The organism is Pseudarthrobacter sulfonivorans (assembly GCF_014712225.1).
Taxonomy (GTDB): Bacteria; Actinomycetota; Actinomycetes; order Actinomycetales; family Micrococcaceae; genus Arthrobacter; species Arthrobacter sulfonivorans.
In genome coordinates this window covers 163926-190092 of the sequence record NZ_JACXBW010000008.1, presented here as the reverse complement: position 1 = coordinate 190092, position 26167 = coordinate 163926, and the positions used below count along the sequence as shown (strand labels likewise).

Genomic DNA, 26167 nt, shown 5'->3' with positions numbered 1-26167 from the left:
CCGGGGAGTGCCTGAGCAGCACAGCTTTCCTGGACCCGTCCGACTGGTTTCAGCTGAAACCGACCTCGCCCGGTATGGCGCCCTGCTCCACGCGGTATCTGCCGCCGCCGGGGATGTCCCGGCGCTGCTGGCCCTTGCTGTCGACGCCGGAGACAGCTGGCCGAAGCCGGGGCGCGGCCAGACGGGCCTCCTCTGGGAGCTGCTGGCTTCGGTGGCCAGCGCGGATGTCGCCGCGGGCCGGATTTTCGAGCCCCACTTGGATGCGCTGGCCATCCTCGCCCAGGCCGGCCATCTGACCAGCGGGCGCGGGGGCCTGTGGGGAGTTTTCGCCGCCGAAGGACCCGGGACCCGCCTGGAAGCAAAGGCCGACGACGGTGGCATCCTGCTGAGCGGCGCCAAACCGTGGTGCTCACTGGCGCCGCTGCTTGACCGTGCCATTGTCACCGCCCACACCGAAAGCGGGGGACGGGCCGCCTTTGCCGTGGATCTCCGGCACTCCGGCGTGACGTGCGAAGTGCCCGTGTGGGTGGCGCGCGGCCTGCGGGAGATCCCCAGCGGCACGGTCCATTTCAGCCAGGTGCCGGCAGCTCCCGTCGGTGGGGATGGCTGGTACTTCAGCCGCCCCGGTTTTGCGTGGGGCGGCATGGGAGTGGCCGCCTGCTGGCTGGGCGGAGCGGTGGCCGTTGCCAGGGACTACCGGGAATCCTTGCGCGCCGCTGCCGGGAAGGGACGGGAACCTGACCAAATCGCGCTGGCAGCGATGGGGGAGACGGACCGCATCCTTACCTCCACCGTGGAGTACCTGGGGCGCGTGGCTGAGCTGATCGACAGCGGTGCCCTGTCCAACGCAGGCGATGCCCCCGCCGGCGACGGCGGCCTGTCCGCAGCCGGGGACGACACCCCGGCGGCCGGCCGCAGTGCGTGGAGCGAAGCGTTGCGCGTGCGCGGAACGGTAGCCGCCGCCGTCGAGCGTGTGCTTTCCCTGGTCACCACGAACCGGGGGCCCGCGCCGCTGGCGTTCGACGAAACCTATGCCAAGCGCATGGCTGACCTGGCGCTGTATGTGCGCCAACACCATGCCATGCGGGACGACGCCCAGTTGGGGAAGCTGACGCTCACCGGGGAGCACCCGTGGTGACCTTCTCGCACACGGACCCGGGCACGGACGAGAAGGACTGGGCTGCCAGCGGGCTGGCGGCTCTGCCTGAGCTTCCCCTTGGAACGCAGGAATTCAGTGCCATGCGGTTTGTTGTGCTTGCCGCCCACCCCGACGACGAAAGCCTCGGCGCGGGCGGCCTCCTGTCGCTGCTGCACTCCTCAGGCGCCGACGTCGACGTGCTGCTCTGTACCGCCGGCGAGGGCTCGCATCCTGAGTCCGCCACCATGACGCCCGGACAGCTGGCAGCAGTGCGGATTGAGGAGTTTGCCTCAGCGATGGAGGTACTGGGACTGGCCGGGCACTGGCGTTTCCTGGGGCTGCCCGATGGCGGCCTGAACGAACGGAAACAGGAAATCTCCGCGCAGCTGAGGGAAACCATCAACCGGGAGTCCAGCCAGCCCGGGCAGCCCCTGCCTTCACGGCAGCCGCAGCAGCTGGCGATTGTGGCTCCGTACCGTGCGGACGGCCACGCCGACCATGACGCCGTCGGCGATGCGGCGGCGCAAGTCGCCCTCGAAGACGGGCATGCCTTGCTGGAGTATCCCATCTGGTACTGGCTGTGGGCATCCCCGGAAGACCCGGCCTGGCGCTGCTGGGCACGGCTTCCCCTCGACACTGAACAGCAGGCAAGCAAGACGGCCGCCATGGCCGCGCACACCAGCCAGACGCGCCCGCTGTCTGCCCTGGCCGGCGACGAGGCGCTGCTTGGGGAGGGCTTCCTCAAGCATTTCCAGCGCCCTTTCGAAACCTTCGCCTGGAACCGTGCCGTCCCGGCACGCGCGGCCGGCAGGGACTCTGCCCCGGCGTCGGCGCCGCACACGAGCGTGGACGCGCAACGGATTTTCGACGAGGTTCACTCGGAGTCCGGGGACCCGTGGGAGTACACCACCCGCTGGTACGAGCGCCGAAAGCGCAGCCTGACGCTCGCCGCGCTGCCTCGGGAAAGGTACGAGACGGGTCTGGAGATCGGCTGCTCAATCGGGACCCTGACCGCCGAGCTGGCCGGCAGATGCGCCAGCCTCCTGGCCGTTGACGCCAGCAGCACTGCCCTGAAACTTGCCGCGGAGCGCCTTGCGCCCTTTCCCGGCGTCGCCACCCGGCAGCTGACCCTGCCGGAGGAGTGGCCGGAGGGCACCTACGACCTGGTGGTGGTCTCCGAGGTGGGGTATTACCTTGCGCCGTCGGAGCTTGATCAGCTGCTGGAGCGGATCCGGTCGTCCATGACCCCGGGCGGCACGCTGCTGCTGTGCCATTGGCGGCACCCGATTTCAGGCTGGGAGCTCGACGGCGACTCGGTCCACGCCGCGGCCCGGAACCGGCTGCGCTGGCGCACCGCAGGGCTGTACCAGGAACGCGATTTTGTGCTGGAAACGCTGGTGTCCCCCACCGATCCCGGAAATTCGGGGGCCTGACGTGGACCGCATCAGGCAGGTGGCCGTGGTGATTCCGGTCCACAACGAGGAACAGCTCCTTCCGAGGGCCCTCGGTGCCGTGCGCACCGCGGCCGACGCTCTGCAGGCGCACCGGCCGAACACCGCCGTGTCCATCCTCGTGGCGCTGGATAGCTGTACGGATGGTTCCGCGGCCGTCGCATCGCACCTGGCCGCGGTAGACCGCCGCATCAGTTCCTTTCAGGTAACGTTCCGCAGCGTCGGGGGGAGCCGGCGCGCAGGCAACCGCGCTGCGCTGCTGGCAAGCAACGAAAAGGGCCTCCCGTACGCTTCGCCGGAAGTCTGGCTGGCAAATACGGACGCCGATTCATGTGTTCCCGAGAACTGGCTGTTGCGCCAGTTGGAACTGGCCGGCCGCGGCGCGGATGCAGTCCTCGGAACGGTGGAACCTGACCCGGAAGGCATGGAGAGCGAGCTCCTGAGGCGCTGGCACGCCCGGCACCAGCTGGGAGAGGACCATGCCCACGTGCATGGCGCCAACCTGGGGGTACGGGCTTCCGCCTACGTGCTGGCGGGCGGGTTTCCCCGCCTCCGCTCGCACGAGGACCGGGCGTTGGTGGAGCGGCTTCGTAAGAACCGTGCCGCAGTGTGGTCCACGGACACCATCCGGGTCCGGACTTCGGGACGGACCGATGCCCGGGCGCCGCACGGGTTCGGCGCCTATCTGCTGTCACTCACGCGGGAACCCGCGGCGGCGCTGAAGGGCTGACCGGGATCAGGTGCAATAGGTCCACCGGCACACTGCGCGGAAAAATTCGGGGGGCCGACGACGACTGGGGGGACTGGCCTCGGTCTCAGAAGAGGCCACCTCGCCGCCGACCCCGTTTCACCCCGGCCCGATGACCGGCCGGGAAACTCACAGGATCTACAACACAATTTTCTACCATCTTGGAGGTCCTGCCTAGTCCCGGCCTTTCACGCTCCTCCCGGTTCTCCCTGCCTGGACCCGGCCCAGCTCAGCGCCCCGGACCTAGTGATCCTCGGGCCCCCGGTCCTTCCCTGCGGCACGGTCACGCACTTTGTCACGGACCCGCTCGCGATGCCGTTCGCCGGCTTGAGCCTCGGGTCCGTCCTGGCCTCCATCTCCGCCTTCCGCGTCCTGTCCGTTCTCCGCGCTGGATCTCTCGCGCAGTTCGCGGCCGTGCCGGATGTCTTCCTCTTCCTGCTTCTGCAGCTTCTCGCTCTTTTTGGTATCCCGCGGCGGCAGCTGGATGGTCTCCTCAGCCTCAATACCGGCCTGGAGCTGCCGTCCACGTTCCATCTCGGCGTCGAATTCGGCTCCAAAAAGCAGGGACATGTTCAGGATCCACAGCCACAGCAGGGCGACGATCACACCGCCGATTGCGCCGTAGGTTTTGTTGTAGCTGCCGAAGTTGGCCACGTAGAAGCCGAAGGCCAGCGAGGCCAGCAGGAACACCACCAGGGCGATGGCCGAGCCCATGCTCATCCAGCGGAATTTCGGCTGCTTCACGTTCGGGGTGGCGTAGTAGAGGATGGCGATCGCCACGATGATCAGCACCAGCATCACCGGCCACTTGGCGATGTTCCAGACGGTCACGAAGGCACCGCCCAGGCCGATCAGGCTTCCGACGGATTCTGCCACGGGGCCGCTCAGCACGAGCATCGCCGCGATGATGACGACGATCAGCAAATTGACGATGGTCACGCCGAGCATGGTGCCGCGCAGCTTCACAAAGGGGCGGCCTTCGTCGATTTCGTAGACCCGGTTCATGGCCCGGCCGAAGGCTCCGACGTAACCGGAAGCGGACCAGAGAGCGGTGAGGAGGCCGAGGACCAGCGTCAGGCCGGCGGCTGAGGAGCTGGCAAGGTCCTGGACCACCGGGCGGATCGTGTCCAGGGTCTGGCCCGGAGCGAAACCCTGGACGATGTCGAGCAGGGCGGAGGTGGTCTTTTGCGGGTCCCCGAAGATCCCGAGGAGGGACACGAGCGCCAAGAGTGCCGGGAAGATCGAAAGGACTGAGTAGTAGGTCAGTGCCGCTGCCAGGTCCGGGCACTGGTCCTTCGTGAATTCGCGCAGGGTCTTTTTGGCGATGTATTTCCAGGACGGCTTGGTGACGTCGGTGGGGCTGTCCGGTTTCCGGTTGTCATCGGGCGCCGGAGCCTGGCCCGCCTTGGCGGTGCTGGTTTCGGACGAATCGTGAGCGGCCATGAGGTGTCCTCTCGGTTGTTAATGGACAGGCCGGCCCTCCCGGAAAGGGGGACCGGCCTGACTGGTATTGCTGCACACGGGGTATTAGCGCCGGTCACGTGTTTTGGACGTTGTCCTTGGCGTCGGTGGCGCGGTCTTTGACGTCGGCTGCTGCTACCTGGCCTTCGGCTTTGACGTTTTCGGCGGCGTCGGTGGCGGTGGCCTTGACGTTTTCCATGGCTTCGCGGGCTGGTTCCTTGAGGCCTTCGGCCATGTCTTTGGCGGCCTCGGTCAGCTGGGTGGTCATGGGTTCGGCGGCGGTTTTGAGCGCGTCGGCTGCCTCGCGTTCCTTTTCGCTGGCGGGGATCAGGGCCGAGAGCAGCAGCCCGGCGCCGAACGCGATCAGGCCTGCGGCCAGGGGGCTGCCCTGGGTTTTGGCTTTGACCTGGTGCGGGGCGTCGCCGATCGCGGCGCCGGCGTCGTGCAGGGCGTTCCCGGCGCTGTCGGTGCCGTGGTGCACGCCGGTGTGGGCGCGGGTGGTCAGGTCCTCTGCTGTGCCCATGACTTTCTCCTTCACTCCGAACACCGCGTCCTTCACTTTGTCGGTCTGGCGGTGGACGATGTTGGACGGGGTGACTTTGTCGGCCACGGCGTCAACGTTGGTGCCCAGGCGGGCGCGGGTTGCTTCAATGTCTGAACGGATTGCGTCCGGGTTGTCGCTCATCGTTTTACCTCACCGGGTTTCAGGGTTGGGGGGATTTCTGAGAGTGTTTGCGTGGTCTGGGGCAGGCCCCTGACCGCTTTGAGTTCCTTGCGGCCGATGGTGGCCAGCACGGCGGCGATGATGCCCCAGATCAGGGCGACGACGACGGCGGACCAGCCCAGTCCCATCAGCTCGCCCAGGGCGTACCAGAGGGCGATGGAGAGGAACAGCAGGACGAAGTGTCCGGCGACGCCGGCGCCGGCGAGCATGCCGCCGCCCTTGCCTGCCTTGCCGGCTGACTCTTTCAGTTCGGCCTTGGCGAGTTCGACTTCCTGGCGCATCAGGGTGGACAGGTCACGGGTGACCTCACCGAGCAGATCACCCAGCGAGGTGTTATCCGCCTTCACGTGCGCCGCCGACGCGGGAGGCTCCGGAATCTGGCTACTCATCACAGCCTGCCAGTCTGGCCGTCCGCGGAGCGGTCCCGGGTCAGGGGGTCGGTGGCCAGCGGATCATCGGCGAGCTCCCGGTCACCCAGGGGATCGTCCGCCAGCCGGCTGCCCGACCACGGCTCCTCCGCGAGCTGGGGGCTGTCCAGGGGACTGGCGGGACGCGGCAGGTCACCGTAGCTGCTTCCCGGTGCGCCGCCGTCGAACCCCGCCGTCGTAGTGGCCGGACCGGGCAGTCCGACCGGCGGCGGCGGGACTGTGCCGCCAGCTGACGGCGTGTAGCCGCCAGGGCCGGCGCCGTGTGTCCCGGTGGCGTCGTACTGACCGCCGGACCTGCCCGTTGCCGACTCCGGCGCACCGGCCTGCAGGCTGCGGCCCAGCCGTCCGGCGAGGACTCCGGCACCGGCGGCAAGGAGGAGGAACGTTCCGGGGCGCTGCCGCGCGAAGTTCTTGACTTCGTTCAGCAGGGACCCGGGATCCCGGCCGTCCAGCCAAGCGGCAACGGAGGAGGAACGCTCTGCGGCCTGGCGCACAAGATCCGAAGCCACTCCGGGCTGGTCCGAGGCCCGCGCCATGGCGTGCAGTTCGTCGGAAACTGAGCGGAGGCCGTTGGCTACCTTTTGCTGCTGCGCGCCGGCCTGGTCAGTGAGGTCGCTGCGGGCCTGGTAGAACAGATCCTTCGCGTTAGCCTTCGCCTCGGAGGCGACATTGGCCGCTTCCGTCTTGGCGGTTTCAGCCACGCTTTGGGCCGAGTCCGCCGCGGTCCGGGCAACGTCCGCCGCCTCGCCCTTGACAGCGTCGGTGCGTGACCCGCCGGGGCCCCCGTCCTTCTGCGGAGTCGTTGCGGGCGGTGTGGTTGTGGGCGGCGTCGAAAATGCGCCTGTTGTGGCAGTGGCGGGAAACGTGCTGGCGCTGCGTTCTGCGGTCAAGCTGGATTCCTCTGTAGAGCCGGAAAGGCCGGGAGACGCCGTAAACGCCGGGTCCTCGGGCCGTTGGTTCTCTGTCATCTTCGCTCTCTCTTTCCAAAGAAGGCCGGTTGCTGATCAAGAACCAGCCATGCTGGCCGTAAAATAGTAAGCATGGTTACTAATAGAACATAAGTACCCTTGCTGGTTATTTTCAAACGAGTAACAGAATCAGCGGGTCCGAGGCGCCGGCAACTCCGGTGGTGCGGCCCGGTCGAAGCAATTGGAAAGAGGTGGGTAGCTTGGACATCGCACCCTGGATTTGGGTTGTCATTGGCGTTGTTGTCGTGGTCCTTCTCGTCGTGTTCCTGATGACGGGCCGTCGACGTCGGGCAATGGAGCAGAAGCGGGACGAGGCAAACCGCGAAAAAGCCGCTGAAATCCGCCGGAAGGCCGAGGCGGTGGAGCTCGACGCCCGTGAGAAGGAGGCCCGGGCCAGCCGTGCCCGCGCTGACGCGGAACAGGCCCAGGTTGAGGCGGCGCGGCTGAAGCAGGAAGCCGAGCAGAAATCCGGCGATGCACGTTCCCTCCGGGAAGATGTGGCCAGGCATACCGAAAAGGCCAACGCAATTGACCCCGATGTTCACGAGGATGACCATACGGGCCGGGGCCGGGGAATGGGCCGCGATGCGCAGGCGGATGCCCGCAGGGAAGTGCCTGACGAGGCCGGCAGCGGGACTCGACAGGCTGAACCTCACGCCGAAAATTCCGCAGACGGCGCCCGGCGGGTAGAAGGCGACGAACGCGTCCAGGCTGAGGAGCTTCGGCGGCGCCGCGAACGTACCGAGGGCGACGCGCCGCGTTCCGGAATCTAATCTCCTGAATTAGTCAGCAGCATTTTCCGGTCCCCGCAGGGCGGCTGGCGGGTTCGCCGGCCAGTCGCCCGCCGGGAGGCTCGCTGAGGCATTGTTTTATAAGCAGGCTTATGATTTCCTACTTCTAAGTCTTGCCACAGGCTTTCGGACCACCACCCGGAGGACGCTGACAATGCCCGAACTCCTCGTTGCGCTTGCCCGAGATACTGCTCCATACCCCTTATCGCCCCCGGCTCTTTCCCGCGATGAGCCATCTGAGCTGCCCCCGCCTCTTCAGCAGGTGCCGGGGCAGCCCTGGCCGCAGACGCCTGAGGGCGCGCCCGGACCGCCAACTGCCAAAGGGGGAAGGCTCCGGGAAGCGTTTGAGAACGGGCTGGTCCTGGATTATCTGGATCTTGCCGAAGCGCTCGCCGCCCGGTTCGAGGCCCGCGGCAGGGAACGGGCGGACCTCAACCAGGTGGCTTACCTCGGCCTCGTGAAGGCTGCGAAGGGCTTCGACCGGAGCAAAGGTGAAAGTTTTCCCGCGTACGCCGCTCCCACCATCACCGGCGAACTGAAAAGGTACCTGCGGGACCGCAGTTGGATGGTCCGGCCGCCGCGGCACATCCAGGATCTGCGCTCGAGGCTTTTCCGCGCGGAGCCCGAGCTGGCGCAGTCCTTGGGGCGTAATCCCACTGTCTCCGAACTTGCCCGGCATCTGGACGTGGAAGCCGGTGACGTGCGGGAGGCGATCAACGCTTCCAGCAGCCTCCACCCTGACTCGCTCGACGCCGTCCCTCCCCACGGTGGGGCGCTACCCGCGTCAGAGGTGCTTGCGTGCGCCGACATGCCCCTTGACCGGCTGGAGGAGCTCTCCTGCCTCCGCGAGGCCATGCAAGACCTGGACGCTGCAGACCGGGAGCTGTTGTACCGCCGGTACTTCTGCGAGGAGACGCAGGTGGAACTCGGCAAACGGCTCGGCATGACGCAGATGCAGGTTTCGCGGCGCCTGGCGCGCGTCCTGGTGGACCTGCAGCGCCGGCTCCTGGACAGCAGCCAGCCTTTGGACAGCGGTCATGGCGCAGGTGCCAGCTCGGCCGCGGCCCGGAGCACATCGTCCACCGTCACGCCCAGCAGGGCCGGGTCGGGGCTGTCCGCGAACGGGTCACCACGGCGCAGATCCTCCCGCGTCAACGCCACGTGAGGGCCGGGAGGCGGTCCCCAGCGCCGTGGACCCACCGGTCCGAACAGCACGATGGATGGCCGGGCGTACGCGGAGGCGAGATGTGCTGCCCCGGTGTCCGCAGAGATGACCAGCCTCGCGGCCGCGATGCAGGCCGCAAACTCCCGAAGCTGCAGGCTGCCGGCCAGCACGGCGCTGCCGGGCAGTCCGGCCTGCCGGCAGATTTCCTGTGCGCGCTGCCGTTCCTGGGCGCTTCCGGTGAAAACCACCCGGTGGCCGCTTTCCGCCAGCCGCCGGGCCACCCCGGCAAAACGCTCGGCCGGCCAAAGCCTGCTCGCAAATGCGGCGCCCACATGGATCACGGTTGCATCAGGAAGCTGCGCGGCGACAGCGGGAATGCGCAATGCAACATCGTGGGGGTCGGCGTCGATCCGGTGCCACTGCAGAAGGCGCGTCCAGCGCGAACGCTCATTGAGGTCTTCCACCCACTCGGGCCCGTCGGCTCCGCCGCCGCGGTGCGCCATAGTGACCCGGGGCCCGGCTGCCTGGAGCAGGGTTGTGCTTTGCGGACCTTTGCCGTGCAGGTTGACGGCGATGTCCACCGCACCCTGCGGAATGGGAAGGGGCTCGTCCAGTCCGCGGACGGGCAGCAGTTCATAGCCGCCCACCAGCTCAACGGCATCGGCCAGCCATTCAGGGGACGCGTAGAGCAGGCGATGCTGTGGAAACGCTCTTCGCAGGGCATGCAGGGCGGGAACGGCGGCCAGGAGATCGCCGAGGCCCAGCGCGCGGAGCACCAGGAGCTGAGGCCGGGCACCGTCCCGTTCCTCGTTCTGACACGCCATCACGCTGCCTTCCCTTCGAGCGTCACTGACTGCGGCCCCGCCGATCGGGGTACTTCTGAGGATTGTATTCCGGGTAAATGCCAGGCGGCTTGTTTAGGGACCGCCCTGCCGGGGAACTACGTCCGTATGGGAAGCTCCGAAACACCGCAGCTCAGGGCTGTCCTGTTCGACCGGGATGGAACCCTGGTGGTTGATGTGCCCTACAACAGCGACCCCGGCCTGGTCCGGGCCATGCCGGGAGCCAAAGGCGTCCTTGATTCACTCCGGAAGCGGGGCCTCGCGGTAGGAGTGCTCAGCAATCAGTCGGGCGTGGCCCGGGGGATCCTTACCGAGGCGGAAGTGGCCAGCGTCAACGCCAGGGTGGAGGAGCTCCTGGGCCCCTTTGACGTGTGGGAGGTGTGCCCGCACGGGGATACCGACGGCTGCGCGTGCCGGAAACCGGCTCCCGGCATGGTGCACAGCGCCTGCCGGCGCCTGGGCATCCACCCGTTTGAGGCAGCGCTGATTGGCGACATCGGCAGCGACGTCCGGGCGGCCGAGGCCGCAGGAGCGAAGGGAGTCCTGGTGCCCACTCCGGTCACGCGGTCCGAGGAAATCACAGAAGCAAAGCTGGTGGCCCGGGACTTGGCCGGGGCAGTTGACCTGTTGCTGGGGGATGCCTGATGGGCCGCGTGCTGGTGGCCCGTATGGACAGCCTGGGCGATGTCCTGCTGGCCGGTCCGGCTGTGCGTGCTGTGGCCAACGGCCGGCAGCCGGACGGGAGCCAGCCCAATTACGTGGTGATGCTCTGCGGCCGGGAGGGTGAAGCGGCCGCGTCGATGCTGCCCGGTGTGGTGGAGGTCTACAGCTGGGACAGTCCCTGGATCATGAACCCCGCGCCGCAGATGACGGGACCGCATGCCAACCGGCTGATCGACTACGTGCGGAACTCCAGGATCACGGAAGCCGTCATCCTAACCTCCTTTCATCAGTCCCCGCTGCCCCTGGCACTGCTGCTGCGGCTGGCTGGCGTGCAACGGATCAGCGGCGCCTCAACCGACTATGCGGGCTCCCTGCTGGACGTTCGGCTCAGGCCGGGGGAGGACATTCCGGAGGACCAGCCCGAGGCGGAACGGGCGCTGGGTATTGCCCGGGCAGCAGGGTTCACGCTGCCCCGCGGAGACGACGGAAAACTCCGGGTGCATTCTGTTCCGGAAGTAAAGGAACTGGTGGGGGAAGGACCGTACATCGTGGTCCACCCCGGAGCAGCCGTACCCGCCAGGGCGTGGCCGCCGCTCCATCACGCCGCCGCCGTCGAACTCCTGGCGGGAGCGGGACATCACGTGGTGGTGACCGGCGGCCCGGCCGAGACGTCCCTGACCGCCACTGTGGCAGGACCGTCGGCAAAAGACCTTGGCGGTCGCACGGACCTTCGCACCCTGGCCGGGGTCCTGGCCGGGGCGGACGCGGTGGTGACCGGCAACACGGGACCGGCCCACCTGGCCGCAGCCGTGGGAACGCCGGTGGTTTGCCTGTTCTCCCCGGTGGTCCCTGCCGTGCGCTGGGCACCGTACGGCGTCCCCCTGGAACTGCTGGGCGACCAGAATGCGGCCTGCCGCCTGACGCGGGCGAGGACCTGTCCCGTCCCCGGGCACCCCTGCCTGGATTCGGTGTCGCCGGAAGATGTGATGCAGGCCGTGGAACGCCTGATCGGTGGCGTGGCCTCGCTCAGCACACACGCAAGCACCCGGCTCAGCACGCGCAGAAAGGACCGCCCTTCATGAGAATCCTGTTATGGCATGTCCACGGATCGTGGACCGACGCCTTCGTCCGCGGCAGCCACGAATACCTCCTGCCCGTACTTCCGGAGGGCGGCCCTTGGGGCCTGGGCCGCGCGGGCCGCGACTGGCCGGACTCCGTCCGGGAGGTGACGCTGGCGGATCTCGACGGCGACGCGATCGACGCCGTAGTGCTTCAGCGGCCGGAGGAAATCGACGAGGTGGCCGCCCGTCTTGGCCGGCGTCCGGGCGTTGACCTGCCGGCGGTGTTCGTGGAACACAACACGCCCAAGGCGAATTTCCCCTTCAGCCGCCATCCGTTGGCCGATCAGGACACCATTCCGGTGGTGCACGTGACGCACTTCAACAAACTCGCCTGGGACACCGGGTGGGCCCCGGCGCTGGTGGTGGAACACGGCATCCCGGACCCCGGCCAGCTTTACACCGGCGAACTGCCGGAACTGGCCGTGGTGGTCAACGAGCCCGTGCGCCGCGGCCGGGTGACCGGGACAGACCTGTTGCCTGCGTTCGCTGCCGTAGCGCCGGTCCATGTGTTCGGGATGAAGACTGAAGGCCTGGCGGCCGCCGCCGGGTTCGAAAACTCCCCGCTCCATCTCCGCGGTGACCTCAAGCCCAGGGAACTCCACCGCGAACTGGCCCGCTGCCGGGTTTACGTCCACCCCATGCGCTGGACATCCCTGGGCCTGTCCCTCCTGGAGGCGATGCACCTGGGCATGCCGGTCCTCGCCCTGGCCACCACCGAAGCACCCCGAGCGGTCCCGCCCGAGGCAGGCGCAGTGTCCGCCGATGTCGGGGAGCTCCTCCACGCTGCCGAACGCCTCCTCGCCAACCCGGAAGAAGCCCGACGGCGGGGCGTCGCCGCCCGGGAGGCGGCCCTGGCACGCTACAACCTGGGCAGGTTCCTGGCTGACTGGGACGCCGTGCTTGCGGAGCTGCGGCCCCGGCGCGCGGGCGGCAGGCGCCCGGCTGGCAGCGACTCTGACAGCGGCTCTGGCAGTAACGCCGGAACCAACCCGCGCAGCAACGCCGGAGGCGCGCCCGGAGGCAACTCCAGTCCCGATGGGTCGAACGCGTCCACCAGACTCCAGGAAGAGCAGATCCTTGTTCCGGCGCGAGAGAGGAAGTCCCTATGAGAATCTCCATGGTTTCAGAACATGCGAGCCCGCTGGCGGCCCTGGGCGGAGTGGACGCCGGCGGGCAGAACGTCCATGTGGCGGCATTGTCCGAGGCCCTGGCCGCAAGGGGCCACAGCGTCACCGTCTACACCAGGCGGGACGGACCGCAACTGTCCCGCCGGGTGGCAGTGGGCCCCGGGCTCGAGGTTGTCCACGTGGACGCCGGACCTGCCCGCCGGGTTCCCAAGGATGACCTGCTCCCGTTTATGGGGGCACTGGCCGACGGCATCGCCAGGGACTGGGGCCAGCAGCCGCCGGACGTGGTCCACGGCCACTTCTGGATGTCGGGGCTGGCGGCCCTTGACGCAGCCGGGCGGGATGCGGGTTTCCGGGTCCCGGTGGTCCAGACGTTCCATGCGCTGGGCACCGTCAAACGCCGGCACCAGGGCGCCGAGGACACCAGCCCGCGCGAGCGCCGCTGGCTGGAGCCGGGCGTGGGCCGCTCCGCCGATCGGATCATTGCCACCTGCCCCGATGAGGTTTTCGAGCTAAAGGCCATGGGCATCGACACCGCCAAGGTGTCCCTCGCGCCGTGCGGCGTGGATTTGGGGCTCTTCACGGCCATCGGTCCGGCAGCCCCGCGGACGCGCCGTCACCGCATCCTCTCCGTGGGGCGCCTGGTGCCGCGCAAGGGCGTTGACCTGGTGATCCGTGCGCTTCCGCACCTGGCCGCGGCGGGGTGCGACGACGTCGAACTCCTCATCGTGGGTGGCGGCGCCGACCTGGGTCAGCTTGACTCCGATCCGGAGATACGGCGGCTGATGGCGATGGCGGCGCAACTTGGTGTCCGGGAGCAGGTGACGCTGCTCGGGCACGTTCCCCGGTCCGAAATGCCCGCGCTTTTCCGCAGCGCGGATGCCGTGGTGTGCGCGCCCTGGTATGAGCCGTTCGGGATCGTCCCGTTGGAGGCAATGGCGTGCGGTGTCCCGGTGGTGGCTGCCGCCGTGGGCGGTCTTCGCGACACGGTAGTGGACGGCAGCACCGGCATCCACGTGCCGCCGCGGGATCCGGAAGCGATTGCCGCAGCGCTGGCCCGGCTGCTCGGCGACCCCGCACTGCGGGACGAACTTGGCGCCGCCGGGCAACGGCGCGTCCGCTCCCGCTACTCATGGGAGCGGGTGGCCGCCGAAACCGAGAAGGCCTACCAGCTGGCAGTGGCCGGCATGCCCGCCCGCCGGGGCCGGATGGAAGGAGTTGCGCTGTGACGGCCGAATGGTCCCTCCGGGAGCAGGACCTTGAGGTCCTGACCGAAGACGCGGCCTTTTCCCCGACGCTGCCCGGGCTGGCTGCCGACAACAACGCCGCCGCAATGGACGCCGTGCAAGTCCACCTGGACAACGTCCTGCCGGCACTGGAATCGCTCCGCAGCCAGTCCGGCCGCCTCGCTGCCTGGGGTGTTGAACTGGCGAACCGGCTGCTCAGCGGCCAGCGGCTCCTCGCCGCCGGGAACGGCGGCTCCGCGGCAGAGGCGCAACACCTCACCGCGGAACTGGTGGGCAGGTTCGACGGTGAGCGCGTTCCGTTTTCCGCCATCTCGTTGCACGCGGAGACTTCGGCGGTGACCGCCATCGCCAACGACTACGGCTACGAGGAGGTGTTCGCCCGCCAGGTCCGCGCCCATGGCCGCATCGGCGATGTGCTGGTCCTTTTGTCCACCAGCGGCAACAGCCCCAACCTGCTGCGCGCGGTGGAAGCGGCCAAGCGCGTGGGCATCACCACCTGGGCGCTCACGGGCGCCGGACCTAATCCGCTCGCCGCTGCCTGTGATGAGGCGGTCCTGATCGACGCCATCAACGCCAATGCCCAGGAAGGCCACCTGATCGCCTTGCATGCGCTCTGCCGGGCTTTCGAGCTGGAGGTCGGCCGCCGGACCTCGCGGACGGGCCTGCCATGAGGATCGTCGTGGTGGGGGACGTGATCCTGGACGTAGACCTGGGCGGTGAAGCCACCCGGCTCAGCCCGGATGCGCCCGTCCCCGTCGTGGATGTTTCGAGCACCAGGCGGCGCGCCGGCGGCGCCGGGCTGGTCGCCCGGATGCTGGCGGAGGACGGCTGGCCCGTCAGCCTGGTGACGGTGCTCGCGGACGACGACGCCGGGCGGCACGTGGAGGCTGCGCTCGCCGGAGTAAAGGTCGTGGCCGGTCCAAGCGGCTCCCCGACGCCCGTCAAGACCCGCGTCCGGGCAGGAACCCACGCCGTGGTTCGATTTGATGAGCACTGCGGCCTGCCGCAGGCCCCGGACGTCACACCTGCAATGCTCCGGGCCGTGGCCAAGGCCGGCGCCATCATCGTGGCCGACTACGGGCGCGGCCTGGCCGCCAACCCGCAGCTCAGGGAACTGCTGGAACGGTTGGCCGACGAGGTGCCCATAGTCTGGGACCCGCACCCATCCGGCGCCCGTCCTGTCCCCGGAGTTTCAGTGGTGACACCGAACCTCGCGGAGGCCCTTCAGGCGGCGGGCACCCGGACAGGCGGTCCCTTTGGGTCGCCCGCCGAGGACGGTGCAGGCGGGGTGGCCGGCATCCTGCTGGACGAGTGGCGCAGCCGCGCGGTCCTGGTCACCACCGGGGAACGGGGCGCCACGCTGCTGCTCGAACACGATCGCACGCCGCGCCCCATCCTCGCGCCCCGGGTAGAGGCGGCCGACCCTTGCGGGGCGGGAGACAGGCTGGCCGCGAGCGTTGCCGTCCACCTGCTCGAAGGCCGGGACCTTGAGGACGCTGCAGTCCTGGCCGTCCACGAGGCCGCCGATTTCCTGGCGGCCGGCGGCGTGGCGTCGCTGCCGGACCGGCAAGCTACGGGCAAATTCAGGCGCCGGCCCGCGGAGCCCCTGCTCCTGGTCCGCCGGGTCCGGGACAACGGCGGCAAGGTGGTGGCCACAGGCGGGTGCTTCGACCTGCTGCACGCCGGCCATGTCAGGTCGCTTGTAGCTGCGCGGGAGCTGGGCGACTGCCTGGTTGTGTGCCTGAACTCGGATGCTTCCGTGCGCAGGTTGAAGGGCGAGCAGCGTCCCATCATGATCGAGCAGGACCGGGCAGAGCTGCTGCTCGCCCTGGAATGCGTGGACGCGGTGATGATTTTTGACGAGGACACTCCCGAAGCCGCCCTGGAACGGCTGCGTCCCGACATCTGGGTCAAGGGCGGCGACTACAAAGGTGAACGGCTGCCCGAGACCGACCTGGTGGAGAGCTGGGGCGGGCGCTGCGTGACCGTCCCCTACCACCCGGCCCGCTCCTCGACCCTGCTGGCCGAGGCCCTCGCGAAAGTCAGCTGACGGCACGCCCAACTCCTTTACCCACCATTCTCCAGAACCAATCCCAGTGGAAGGAACACCATGAACACTGAGTCATCCTGGCCCGGCCGGGTCCTCATCACGGGAGGCGCCTCCGGACTCGGCGCCGCCGTCGTCGATGCCGTGCTCAACGCAGGCGGGACACCCGTGGTGCTGGACCGCGACATCAGCAGCGTGTCCGGCGTCAAAGCCTTCGAAGTGGACGTTGCGGACCGCGCCGCGGTGGAGCGGACCGTCCGGGAGGCGGCAGAGTCGCTCGGCGGGCTCGACGCTGTGGTTACGGCGGCAGGAATCGACCGCTGCGGGAAACTGGCAGACATTGCAGCGGAGGAGTGGGAGAAGGTGATCGGCGTCAACCTGATGGGCACCGTATCGGTGGTCCGGGCCGCCCTGCCGTATCTCAAAACCTCGCACGGCCGCGTGGTGACGGTGGCCTCCACCCTGGGCAAGCGGGCAGTGGCCGACGCCACGGCCTACTGCGCATCAAAGTTCGGCGTCGTCGGCTTCACCCACGCCCTGGCGGCGGAGACCGGCGGGGAGATCGGCGTGACCGCCATGATCCCGGGTGGCATGAACACCCACTTCTTCGATGATCGGACGGAGCAGTACAAGCCGCAGGACGATTCCCGCCTGAACAGCCCCGGCAACGTGGCCCAGGCCATCCTGTTCGTCCTGTCCCAGCCGCCGGGCTGCGAGGTGCGCGAGATGCTGATATGCCATCCTGAGGAAGGTTCCTGGCCGTGAGGCGCCCGTGCAACGGGACGCCCCCGTGCAATGAGTCCGGTGAGCCTCTGTTTCTCAGTAACCCGCTGCACGGAAGTTCCCCGCTGCACGGATATTGCGCGCTGCACGGAACCTACAGTGCCAGCAGGCTCCGGACATCCGCGTACACGCCGTCGGGCCGGATGCCGGCCACCAGCGAATCGTCATGCGGGCACCGCGGGGCCGTCCAGCCAACCTGCGTGACATCCGCCCCGCACACCGGGCAGTTCGTCACCCAGGAGAGGTGGACCCGGTGCCGGCCGCGGCCCAGCGGGCCCGCAGTCAGGGCGTTCCCGGCCCAATAGATGCCGACGGTCGGGGCGCCGAGCGCCTGTGCCAAATGCCGCGGACCGCTGTCATTGGCCAGGACAGCATCCGCACGGGCCAGCAGGGCTGCCAGGTCGCCGAGCCCCAGCATCCCGGCCACCGAGCACACCTGGCCAGCTCCGGCGGAACGCCCGACGGCGGCACTCACCACGGCGTCCGCCAGCTCCGTTTCGCTGTGGTCACCGACCACCAAAACCCGGGCGCCGTCGTCGGCCGCTGCCCTGGCGACGGCCCCGAAACTCTCCACCGGCCAGTGCCGCCGGGGGTCTGTGGCGCCGGGGTGCAGCACCAGCAGCGGCTGGCCGTCCGGCGGCAGCGCCGCACCCAGGACGGCCGGAAGCCGGGCCACGAACTCCGCCCGCGGGTTGACCCGGGCCTCCAGCAGGACGGGCGGGGCGCCGGCCAGTCCGGCAACTTCGAGGGCGCGTATGGGTTCGTGCTGGTAGTAGGTGTACGGCAGGGTGCGTTCCAGCGGGGTGGCGTCCGGCGTGCCGGATCCCGCCGTATGACGCGCCTGGACCTGCAGCAGAAAAGGGTTGGAGAACCGCCCGCCGCCATGGAGCTGCACGGCGAGGTCGAACTGCCGTTCCCGGGCGGCGCCGAAGAAGGCTGCCACGGCGGCCGGATCCTCCGGGCCGGGACGCACGCCTTCGGCAGCGGGCAGGACCATCACATCGTCCACGGCGCTGTGGGTGGCGGCGACGAGTCCTTCATGGATAGGCGTGCCCAGCAGCGTGACCGTACTGCCGGGATAGGCCGCTTTTAGCGCGGACACGGCCGGGAGGGCGAACATCAGGTCGCCGAGTCCGCCGCCGCGCAGCAGCGCGATCCGCGAAACCCCGGAAAACCTGCCCAGCACCGGTCCGACGCCCCCAGCGGTTTGTTCCATGCAGTGCCCCTCCCATGCTGCTTTCTTACACACCGCGAGCCTTGCACGCCCGTGCTCCTGCCTGTGGTGCCACCCTACGGAGGCGGGGGCGCAGTTGGCTATACGTGGATTCTGTCCCGGCGTCCGGCGTGTAAACAGCTGTTCCGGGGGTACGGGACCGCAAGGAGAAAGCACGTACGGAGGAGATCCATGCATACCACTGCCGCGTCCACATCCGCCGCCGACCTGCACCTTGACGGCTCCGGGCTGACCATCAGCGATCCCCGCACGGGGGAGTACCTGTGGTCCGTGCCCGAGGCCGAACCGGGCGCGGTGGAGGACGCCGTCGAGATGGCCCGGAGTGCGGCCAGGGGGTGGGCCGCCGTTCCGCCGGCCGAGCGGGGTGCCGCTCTCCGCAGCGCGGCCCGGGCCCTGGACACGGCGGCGGAGGAGCTCGCGGCCCTCAACAGCAGCGAAACCGGACGGCCCTTCAAGGAGGCCCTCGCCGGAATCGCTGCCGGGGTCTCCACCCTTGAGCAGTACGCCGAGATTGGTCCCCTGCACCGCGGACACAGCCTGCTCGGCAACAGGTTTGCTTCTGACTACACGGTTGCCGAACCCCGCGGCGTGGCCGTGCTCCTCACCCCGTGGAACGACCCGGTTGCCGTGGCCTGCGGACTCATCGGCGCCGCCTTGGTCACCGGCAACACCGTGCTGCACAAGCCGAGCGAACGCTGTCCCCGCCTCGGCGAGGCCCTGGGGGAGGTGCTGGCGACGGCGTTTCCGCCGGGCGTCCTGCTCACAGTGTCCGGCGGAGCCCGAGTGGGCGCCCTGCTGACCCGGGCCGCCGTCGACGTCATTGCCCACGTGGGGTCCAGCGCGTCCGGGGCCCGGATTGCCGGCGCGGGGGCACAAACCGGAGCCCATGTGATCCGTGAGAACGGCGGGAACGATCCCCTTGTGGTCGACCGGGACGTGGACCCTGTCTGGGCTGCCGAGCAGGCTGCCATCGGTGCCTTCAGTAACAGCGGACAGATCTGCACCGCAGTGGAACGGATCTACGTCCACGAAGCGATCGCGGCCCGGTTCTGTACAGCCCTGGAAGCGGAAGCGGCGTTGCGCAACAACAACGGCAGCGTGGCTCCGCTGGTGGACACCACGCTCCGTGACATCGTCCATGCCCAGGTATTGGAGGCCCTCGAGCAGGGTGCACATGCGGTGGAAGGCGGCGATCTTCCCGACGGGCCTGGCGCTTTCTACCCGGCAACGGTGCTGCTCGGCTGCACCGACAGTATGCAGGTGATGACTGAGGAGACTTTCGGCCCGGTGGCTGCGGTGCGGGTTGTCCCGACGTTCGACGACGGGCTGCAGCTTGCGGGCAGCGGCCGCTACGGTCTGGCCGCCACGGTCCTGACGGGCAGCATCGCCCATGTCCAGAAAGCCGTCGCGGCGCTTCCGGTGGGCACCGTGAAAATCAACGAGGTGTTCGGCGGTGCGCCGGGCGGCTCAGCCCAGCCCCGCGGTGCCAGCGGCGAGGGCTTCGGCTACGGCCCGGAACTGCTGGACGAATTCACCCGGGTGAAAGTGGTGCACGTGGCGGCTCCGCCACCGTTTGCACTTCAACTGCCCGACGAGCCGCTGCCCGAACCGGTGCCGGCCGAACAGGTGATGGCTGAACAGGTGCCCGAGCAGCAGGCGCTGGAGGAGCAGGCACTGGACGAGGGGCGTGGCGGGCAGCAGCAGCCTGGCCGCCAGGAGCGAGCCGTGGGGGAAGAGCCTGGCCGCCCGGACCAGAGCGGGAGCCCGCGATGACTCCGGGGCCAGCAGCCGGGGCGGGTGATCTTTCCAGTGAGCGTGCCCTGTCCGGCGGGCTGCCCCGCCGCCTTGCTGCCGAGCGGCCCGCGATCCTGGTGATCGGGGATGTGATGCTGGACGGCTGGTGGAGCGGCACCATCGAACGGCTCTGCCGGGAGGCGCCTGCGCCGGTGGTGGACGTCGCCGCCCGCGAGTTCGCGCCGGGTGGCGCGGCGAACACCGCCATGAACCTGGCAGCCCTCGGAGCCCGCGTGTCCGTGGCCGGCGTCATCGGGACGGACGACGCCGGGGCCGCGCTTCGCCGGAAGCTCGAGTCAGCCGGCATCGACGTGAGGCACCTGCATTCCCATCCGGACATGGTCACCACCACCAAGATCAGGATCAGCAGCGGCGGCCAGGTGATGTTGCGGATCGATGACTACGCCAAGGCCGTCCCGGCCGACGCGCTGGCCGCGCTGGCCTCCTCGGTGCGCACCGCCGTCGAACATCAGGACGCCGTGCTGGTCTGCGACTACGGGACCGGCGTCCTGGCCGAGCCCGTCCGGGATGCCCTCGAGGAAGCGCTGACGGCCGGGGTGCTCGCGGGGGAGGCGCTGGCGGGGACTGCGGAGGAGGGGACCGCCGTCGGAACGGAAAGCGGCCGCCCCCTGACCGTGGTGGATGCGCACGATCCTCGTCCTTGGGCGGGGCTGAGGCCGGACCTGGTCACCCCCAACGCCCAGGAAGCCGCCAGGCTGCTGGACCTGCGCCTGCCGGACGGGCCCGGCAGGGTGGAAGCCGTGACCCGGCACCGTGACGCGCTGCTCGCGGCAACGGGGGCCCGGTCGGTGGTGGTGACATTGGACAAGGACGGGACCGTGCTCTTTGCGGCCGGCGGCGGCACGCACCGCACGTGGGCCCGGCCGGCAGCCGAGAAACAGGCATCCGGCGCCGGCGATACCTTCGTGGCCGCCCTGACCCTGGCCCGGTCAGCAGGCCTTCCCCTGACCACCAGCCTCGACCTTGCCCAGACTGCCGCGGATGTGGTGGTCCACCAGCCCGGAACGTCCGTTTGCAGCACGGGCCAACTCGGCCGGCACCTGGAGAGCTTCGCCGACACGGCCCTCAGCGCCGGCGAACTTGCTCAGCAGGTGGCCGCGCACCGCGCCCAGGGCCAGCGGATCGTGCTGACCAACGGCTGCTTTGACGTGCTGCACAGCGGCCACACCCGTTACCTGAACCAGGCCAAACAGCTCGGCGACGTGCTGGTGGTGGCGCTCAACAGCGACGAATCCGTCCGCAGGCTCAAGGGCCCGGGCCGGCCCATCAACAACGGCGCCGACCGGGCCGCGGTGATCGCCGCCCTCAGCTGCGTGGACTACGTGACCATCTTCGACACGCCCACAGCCAGCCCCCTGATCACGCAGCTCCAACCCGACGTGTACGCCAAAGGCGGTGACTACACGCCGGAAATGCTGGCGGAAACCGGCGCCGTGGAGGAGTACGGCGGACGCGTCGCCATCCTGGACTACGTCGCAGAGCGCTCCACCACCGCCGTCGTGCAGCGGATCCGCGACGGGGCGGGGGCGGAACCGCTCTCCGAGGCCGCCGATTTGGGGTGAACAACTAGGGTTGAAGCATGACTGAAGCGGCACACGGATAATGGCGAAGCGCGGTAAGTCAGGCGGCAGGAACAGCAGCCAGCGTTCGACGGCGGGCGTCGTCGAAGTGCCCAAGGGCACCCGCCCGGACGGTCCCGTCGAGGGCGTCTACTACATCGACACCGGAGACTGTGAGCTCATCGCCGACCAGGACAACTCCAACGGCTGGCTCCTGAAGATCAACGGCGTGATGAGCTCCCATATCGACCTTGCCGATCCCCTTTTTCTCGACTTCGAGTACATGCGCTGGATGGCGGCACTGATCGAGTCGCGCTGGCCGCCGAAGGCCGGGCAAAAGCTGCGCGGGCTGCACCTCGGCGGCGGCGCCTGTTCCCTGGCCCGGTACTTCCACGCCGCCTACCCGGATGCACGCCAGGTGGTGGTGGAGCTGGACGGCAAGCTGGCAGAGTACGTCCGCGGCTGGTTCGACCTTCCCAAAGCACCGCTGCTCCGCCTGCGTGTGGGCGAGGCCCGCGAGGTCACCGAAACACTGACGGCGGACACCCGCGATTTCATCATCCGCGACGTCTTTGCCGGAGCACTGACCCCGCGGCCGCTCACCACGGACGAGTTCACCGAACACATCAAACGCGTGCTCGCGCCGGGCGGCATCTATGTGGTGAACTCCGGCGATGCCCCGGACCTGAAAAACGCCCGCGAGGACGCCGCCACCATCGCCGCCGCGTTCGAGCACACCGTCATCATTGCCGATCCCGCCATGCTCAAGGGCCGCCGCTACGGCAACATGGTGATGGCCGGCAGCGACGCCCCGCTGGACCGGGATCCCCAACTGCCCCGCCGGCTCCTCGGCGGGGCGGTCCCGGCTCACATCTGGGACGATGCCCAGGTCCGCGCGTTCGCCACCGGCTCCCCGGTCCGCCACGACCCGCCAACCCCATCGATTGCTCCCCACCGGCCCCCTGGCCTCACAAGTTCGGCCAGGTAACCCTGCCGGCGTGGGCCCTCGCCGTTTTCACGCCGGAAAGGGCGCTCACGGAGCAATCGATGCGGTCTTGCCCCTGCCTAGCAGCGCCTCCCGATGCGCCGCCGTCTGGTCCCGCAACGCCTGGACGACGGCGGCCACCGCCGGGCGGCGCATCGAGTCCGGGCGCAGCACCATCCAGTAGGGGAGCAGTTCGGCGAAGTCGTCGGGGAGCAGCCGGACCAGGTCGTTGTGCAGGTCGCCCATAAAGCACGGCAGGAACCCGATGCCGGCACCGGCGCGGGTGGCCTCCACATGGACAAACACGTTGGTGGAGGTGAGGCCGTCCCGCATGGCCGGAACCAGCCGGCGGGGTGCGTCGAGATCGTCCACCTGCAGCATTGAATCCACAAAATAGACGAGTGGATGCTCCGTCAGTTCCGCCACGCTGCGTGGAGTCCCATGCTCGGCGAGGTAGCCGCGTGAGGCATACATTCCCAGCATGTATTCGCCCAGCCGGATGGCCTCGGCCCGGTGGACCTGGGGTTCGCCCACCACCACCTCGATGTCCAGGCCGGAGCGCTGCTGCAGGGCCCGCCGGGTCATGGTCACCACTTCCACCGCGAGGCCCGGATGGTCCCGGCGCAGCCGGGCCACGGCCGGCGCCGCGACATACGCGCTGAAGCCGTCGGTGGCCGTCATGCGTACGACGCCGGCAACCGGGTCGGGTGCCTTGCCCGCCGGGCCCAGCGCGCTCACCGCCGCCTCCACCTGTTCGGCGACGCGCACCGCCTCCGTGCCCAGCTCCGTCAGCTCCCAGCCGCCCGCCGCCCTGGCCAGGACCCGGCCGCCCAATGCTTTCTCCAGCGCGGCTACCCGACGGGAGACAGTGGTGTGGTTCAGCCCCAAAGCCTGTGCCGCCGTCGTAAATTTGGCAGAGCGGGACACCGCTAGCAGGACCAGCAGGTCATCGGGGTTGGCGTTCATATCTGCAATTGTGCACACAGTCGGTGCTGCATTGGCCATTGAATGCGCAGGATTGTGCAGCAATACTCGATGGAGCCATTAGTGCTGTGGATCACAGCACGTGTCAAAGTGGACACTAAGGAGAAACTCATGAGCGTAGAGCAGCGCTCGGCAGACAATGCCGCCGGACCCGCATCCAAGGGATCCGGCCTCAAAAAAATCGTGGCCGCCTCGATGGTGGGCACGGTGGTGGAATGGTACGAATTCTTCCTCTACGCCACCGCGGCAACCCTCGTGTTCGGGAAGTACTTCTTCCCCGCCACGGGCAACGAGCTGGACGGCATCATCCAGGCATTCATCACCTACGCTGTGGGCTTTGTGGCCCGCCCGCTGGGTGGCATCGTGTTCGGCCAGATCGGTGACAAGCTGGGCCGCAAGCCCACCCTGCAGCTGACCATCGTGATCGTCGGCGTGGCCACGTTCCTCATGGGCTGCCTCCCGGGCTTCGCCGAAATCGGCTACGCGGCCCCCGCCCTTCTGGTCGCCCTGCGCTTCATCCAGGGCTTCGCACTCGGCGGTGAATGGGGCGGCGCCGTGCTGCTGGTGGCGGAGCACAGCCCCAACAACGCACGCGGCTTCTGGTCCAGCTGGCCGCAGGCCGCGGTACCGGTGGGCAACCTGCTCGCAACGCTCGTGCTGTTCGTTATGTCCACCACCCTCAGCCCCGAGGCGTTCCTCGGCTGGGGCTGGCGCGTAGCCTTCTGGCTCTCCGCCGTGATTGTGTTCGTCGGCTACTACATCCGCACCCACGTCACCGAAGCGCCCATCTTCCTCGAAGCCAAGGCCCTCGTGGAGAAGGAACAGGCCGTCAGCTATGGCGTCTTCGAAGTTGTCCGCAAGTACCCCAAGGGCATCCTGCAGGCCATGGGGCTCCGCTTCGCCGAGAACATCATGTACTACCTGGTGGTCAGCTTCGCGATCGTCTACCTCAAGAGCGTGCACAAGTACGACACCTCATCCCTGCTGCTGGCACTGCTGATCGCCCACGTCATCCACTTCCTGGTCATTCCGCAGGTGGGCAGGCTGGTGGACACCCTGGGACGCAAGCCCGTCTACCTCATCGGTGCCATCACGGGAGCCGCGTGGCCGTTCTTCGCCTTCCCCATGTTCGACACCCGCAATGCCGTGGTGATCGTCATTGCCGTGACCATCGGCCTGTGCCTGCACGCCTTTATGTACGCAGGCCAGCCCGCCATCATGGCTGAGCTCTTCCCCACCCGGATGCGCTACTCCGGCGTTTCGCTGGGCTCGCAGGTGACGTCCATCTTCGCCGGTTCACTCGCCCCGCTGCTGGCCACGCAGTGGCTCAAGGACACCGGCTCCTGGGTCCCCACGGCCATCTACCTGGTGGTTGCCTGTGCCATCACCGTGGTAGCCGTGCTAAGCCTGAAGGAGACCAAAGGCATCGCCCTGGAGGATGTCGACAAGGCCGACGCCGCCCGTGAAGGTCTGCTCCCAAGCAGCTCACGCTGAGCTGCCTGGGCAGCACTAACCGCGACGCCTGATGGAAACGCACACGATGGGAACCGGATCTGGAATGGAAAATACACTGAACGGCCGCAAGGCAGTTGTCACAGGCGGCGCCAGCGGGATCGGTGCCGCGTGTGTCCGGGAGCTAGCCGCCCGCGGCGCGAAGGTGGTGGTTGCCGACGTCGACGCCGCCGGCGCTGCCGCCCTCGCTGACGAAGTGGGTGGCACCTCCTGGGCCGTTGACCTGCTGGACGTGGACAAGCTCGGCACCCTGAGTCTGGACTGCGACATCCTGGTGAACAACGCCGGGATTCAGCGGATCAGTCCCATCGAGGAATTTGATCCCGCGGAATTCCGCCGGATCATCGCCCTCATGCTGGAGGCGCCGTTCCTGCTGATCCGGGCCGCCCTGCCGCACATGTACGCCAATGGATTCGGGCGCATCATCAACCTGTCCTCGGTGCACGGAATCCGGGCCTCCCCGTTCAAAAGCGCGTACGTATCCGCCAAGCACGGCCTGGAAGGGCTGAGCAAGGTGACGGCGCTGGAAGGCGGGGAGCACGGCGTCACCTCCAACTGCGTGAATCCGGGCTATGTCCGCACGCCGCTGGTCGAGAAACAGATCACTGACCAGGCCAAGGTGCACGGGATTCCTGAATCCGAGGTACTGGCCAAGGTCATGCTCACCGAGTCCGCCATCAAGCGCCTCGTGGAGCCGGCCGAGGTGGCGGCCCTGGTGGCTTGGCTGGCGTCCGATTACGCCGGCATGGTGACAGGGGCCAGCTACACCATGGACGGCGGCTGGTCGGCGCGCTGACCCGTTCGCTTCCGGCAGTGCGGCCCGCTTGTTTCGGTCCACCCCGCTACTGGGTCCACTGCAACCATCGCCATCTGAGGCAGCTAATCCTGCGGCCTCAGGTGGCGGTGGTCGTAGTAGAACACTCCCGCCGCGGCGGCAAGCTCCACTGACGGCCCGCGGTGGGACAGCACTATTCCTTCCTGCCGGCCGTTGAAGGGGTCATCGCCCACCACGGCATCGCCCTCCCGGTAGGGGGACTTCGGACCAAGCGCCGCGAGTGCCCGGCTCCAGGCGCGGGCGATGAGGGTGGAAAGTTTGACGGGCCTGCCCATGCCGGCCCTGTCCTGTACATGCGCTTTCACCATGCGAACCACTCCTTGAAGCGGCATGAAGCCGCTCACTGGCGGTGCGGTAGCCGGAAAGCTCCCAGCAGAGGATGGTCCTCCATTCCTGGCTGGCACCTTACAAATACGCTAGGCGCTAATCACACCAGTCACACCAGTAACATGTACTCGAGTATGTGAGGGGCCGGTACCTAGACACTTCGGCGGACTCTTGTGCGGACTGTCGGGGTCATGGAAACCTACCTGGCGGGT

General features: G+C 68.4%; 24 protein-coding genes and 1 pseudogene. 17 read left to right on the top strand and 8 right to left on the bottom strand.

The features are described 5' to 3' along the window. Positions 1-7 precede the first annotated feature (7 nt). Genes IAQ70_RS12275 through IAQ70_RS12265 form a run of 3 tightly spaced genes read left to right on the top strand, consistent with a single transcriptional unit; the run spans position 8 to position 3319 of the window. Positions 8-1138 (top strand): hypothetical protein, encoded by a 1131-nt coding sequence (locus IAQ70_RS12275; protein ID WP_407682583.1) that lies wholly within the window; start codon positions 8-10, stop codon positions 1136-1138. Beyond that, positions 1132-2571, top strand: a complete 1440-nt coding sequence (locus IAQ70_RS12270; RefSeq protein WP_190989584.1) for a PIG-L family deacetylase — start codon at positions 1132-1134, stop codon at positions 2569-2571. Before IAQ70_RS12275 ends, IAQ70_RS12270 begins: the two co-directional genes overlap by 7 nt. Before the next feature lies 1 nt (position 2572). After that, positions 2573-3319 (top strand): glycosyltransferase, encoded by a 747-nt coding sequence (locus tag IAQ70_RS12265; RefSeq protein WP_317983648.1) that lies wholly within the window; start codon positions 2573-2575, stop codon positions 3317-3319. Positions 3320-3580: 261 nt separating this feature from the next. On the opposite strand, the gene IAQ70_RS12260 is transcribed toward IAQ70_RS12265, so the two are convergent. The 4 genes from IAQ70_RS12260 to IAQ70_RS12245 all read right to left on the bottom strand — a co-directional run bounded on the left by IAQ70_RS12260 (position 3581) and on the right by IAQ70_RS12245 (position 6918). After that, positions 3581-4780 carry a YihY/virulence factor BrkB family protein gene (locus IAQ70_RS12260; RefSeq protein WP_190989583.1) on the bottom strand — a complete coding sequence of 400 codons (1200 nt, stop codon included), beginning with the start codon at positions 4778-4780 and terminating at the stop codon, positions 3581-3583. 94 nt (positions 4781-4874) lie between these two features. Further along, positions 4875-5483 (bottom strand): DUF3618 domain-containing protein, encoded by a 609-nt coding sequence (locus tag IAQ70_RS12255; RefSeq protein WP_190989582.1) that lies wholly within the window; start codon positions 5481-5483, stop codon positions 4875-4877. Next, positions 5480-5911, bottom strand: a complete 432-nt coding sequence (locus tag IAQ70_RS12250; RefSeq protein WP_190989581.1) for a phage holin family protein — start codon at positions 5909-5911, stop codon at positions 5480-5482. Before IAQ70_RS12250 ends, IAQ70_RS12255 begins: the two co-directional genes overlap by 4 nt. Next, positions 5911-6918, bottom strand: coding sequence for a hypothetical protein (locus tag IAQ70_RS12245; protein ID WP_190989580.1), 1008 nt, complete (start codon positions 6916-6918; stop codon positions 5911-5913). The genes IAQ70_RS12250 and IAQ70_RS12245 overlap by 1 nt, the downstream gene beginning before the upstream one ends. A 200-nt stretch (positions 6919-7118) precedes the next feature. Here IAQ70_RS12245 and IAQ70_RS12240 point away from each other — a divergent pair, with 200 nt between their 5' ends. Next, positions 7119-7691 carry a hypothetical protein gene (locus IAQ70_RS12240; RefSeq protein WP_190989579.1) on the top strand — a complete coding sequence of 191 codons (573 nt, stop codon included), beginning with the start codon at positions 7119-7121 and terminating at the stop codon, positions 7689-7691. 172 nt (positions 7692-7863) lie between these two features. Then, positions 7864-8775: pseudogene (locus IAQ70_RS12235) on the top strand (sigma-70 family RNA polymerase sigma factor); the annotation flags it as partial. Here the strand turns inward: IAQ70_RS12235 and IAQ70_RS12230 are convergent. Next, entirely contained in the window at positions 8745-9698 is a 954-nt protein-coding gene (locus tag IAQ70_RS12230) for a glycosyltransferase family 9 protein (protein ID WP_407682582.1), read from the bottom strand. The pseudogene IAQ70_RS12235 and the gene IAQ70_RS12230 overlap by 31 nt on opposite strands. Positions 9699-9824: 126 nt before the next feature. On the opposite strand from IAQ70_RS12230, the gene IAQ70_RS12225 reads away from it, so the two are divergent. The 7 genes from IAQ70_RS12225 to IAQ70_RS12195 are packed head-to-tail and all read left to right on the top strand — an operon-like array spanning position 9825 to position 16686. Further along, positions 9825-10361, top strand: a complete 537-nt coding sequence (locus IAQ70_RS12225; protein WP_190989577.1) for a D-glycero-alpha-D-manno-heptose-1,7-bisphosphate 7-phosphatase — start codon at positions 9825-9827, stop codon at positions 10359-10361. Further along, positions 10361-11461 (top strand): glycosyltransferase family 9 protein, encoded by a 1101-nt coding sequence (locus IAQ70_RS12220; RefSeq protein ID WP_190989576.1) that lies wholly within the window; start codon positions 10361-10363, stop codon positions 11459-11461. Before IAQ70_RS12225 ends, IAQ70_RS12220 begins: the two co-directional genes overlap by 1 nt. Further along, positions 11458-12609, top strand: coding sequence for a glycosyltransferase (locus IAQ70_RS12215; RefSeq protein WP_190989575.1), 1152 nt, complete (start codon positions 11458-11460; stop codon positions 12607-12609). Before IAQ70_RS12220 ends, IAQ70_RS12215 begins: the two co-directional genes overlap by 4 nt. Next, complete coding sequence (locus IAQ70_RS12210) at positions 12606-13856, top strand: glycosyltransferase (protein ID WP_190989574.1); 1251 nt, start codon at positions 12606-12608, stop codon at positions 13854-13856. Before IAQ70_RS12215 ends, IAQ70_RS12210 begins: the two co-directional genes overlap by 4 nt. After that, positions 13853-14545 (top strand): D-sedoheptulose-7-phosphate isomerase, encoded by a 693-nt coding sequence (locus tag IAQ70_RS12205; RefSeq protein WP_190989573.1) that lies wholly within the window; start codon positions 13853-13855, stop codon positions 14543-14545. The genes IAQ70_RS12210 and IAQ70_RS12205 overlap by 4 nt, the downstream gene beginning before the upstream one ends. Then, a complete protein-coding gene (gene rfaE2, locus IAQ70_RS12200; RefSeq protein ID WP_190989572.1) occupies positions 14542-15924 on the top strand; it encodes a D-glycero-beta-D-manno-heptose 1-phosphate adenylyltransferase in 1383 nt (460 codons plus the stop codon). The genes IAQ70_RS12205 and rfaE2 (IAQ70_RS12200) overlap by 4 nt, the downstream gene beginning before the upstream one ends. 60 nt (positions 15925-15984) lie before the next feature. Further along, entirely contained in the window at positions 15985-16686 is a 702-nt protein-coding gene (locus tag IAQ70_RS12195; protein ID WP_190989571.1) for an SDR family oxidoreductase, read from the top strand. A gap of 112 nt (positions 16687-16798) precedes the next feature. Here the strand turns inward: IAQ70_RS12195 and IAQ70_RS12190 are convergent, their stop codons facing one another. Continuing rightward, positions 16799-17920: a glycosyltransferase family 9 protein gene (locus IAQ70_RS12190; protein ID WP_190989570.1), complete on the bottom strand. Its 1122-nt coding sequence runs from the start codon at positions 17918-17920 to the stop codon at positions 16799-16801. A gap of 189 nt (positions 17921-18109) precedes the next feature. Between IAQ70_RS12190 and IAQ70_RS12185 the strand changes: the two genes are divergently transcribed. From IAQ70_RS12185 to IAQ70_RS12175, 3 genes are read left to right on the top strand one after another with little or no spacing between them, the layout of a single operon-like run. Then, positions 18110-19711, top strand: a complete 1602-nt coding sequence (locus tag IAQ70_RS12185; RefSeq protein ID WP_223859974.1) for an aldehyde dehydrogenase family protein — start codon at positions 18110-18112, stop codon at positions 19709-19711. Continuing rightward, positions 19708-21315 carry a D-glycero-beta-D-manno-heptose 1-phosphate adenylyltransferase gene (gene rfaE2 / locus IAQ70_RS12180; protein WP_190989569.1) on the top strand — a complete coding sequence of 536 codons (1608 nt, stop codon included), beginning with the start codon at positions 19708-19710 and terminating at the stop codon, positions 21313-21315. The genes IAQ70_RS12185 and rfaE2 (IAQ70_RS12180) overlap by 4 nt, the downstream gene beginning before the upstream one ends. Positions 21316-21355: 40 nt before the next feature. Beyond that, positions 21356-22300: a spermidine synthase gene (locus tag IAQ70_RS12175; protein ID WP_190989568.1), complete on the top strand. Its 945-nt coding sequence runs from the start codon at positions 21356-21358 to the stop codon at positions 22298-22300. A 45-nt stretch (positions 22301-22345) separates the two neighbouring features. Here IAQ70_RS12175 and IAQ70_RS12170 read toward each other — a convergent pair whose 3' ends face one another. Continuing rightward, positions 22346-23263 (bottom strand): LysR family transcriptional regulator, encoded by a 918-nt coding sequence (locus tag IAQ70_RS12170; RefSeq protein ID WP_190989567.1) that lies wholly within the window; start codon positions 23261-23263, stop codon positions 22346-22348. 129 nt (positions 23264-23392) lie between these two features. On the opposite strand from IAQ70_RS12170, the gene IAQ70_RS12165 reads away from it, so the two are divergent. Together IAQ70_RS12165 and IAQ70_RS12160 are read left to right on the top strand one after the other, a co-directional pair. Continuing rightward, on the top strand, positions 23393-24775 hold the full coding sequence (locus IAQ70_RS12165) for an MFS transporter (RefSeq protein WP_190989566.1): 1383 nt from the start codon (positions 23393-23395) through the stop codon (positions 24773-24775). Positions 24776-24839: 64 nt separating this feature from the next. Further along, positions 24840-25589, top strand: a complete 750-nt coding sequence (locus IAQ70_RS12160) for a 3-hydroxybutyrate dehydrogenase (RefSeq protein WP_190989565.1) — start codon at positions 24840-24842, stop codon at positions 25587-25589. An 83-nt stretch (positions 25590-25672) separates the two neighbouring features. On the opposite strand, the gene IAQ70_RS12155 is transcribed toward IAQ70_RS12160, so the two are convergent. Then, positions 25673-25936: a hypothetical protein gene (locus IAQ70_RS12155; RefSeq protein WP_190989564.1), complete on the bottom strand. Its 264-nt coding sequence runs from the start codon at positions 25934-25936 to the stop codon at positions 25673-25675. Between the last annotated feature and the right edge of the window lie 231 nt (positions 25937-26167).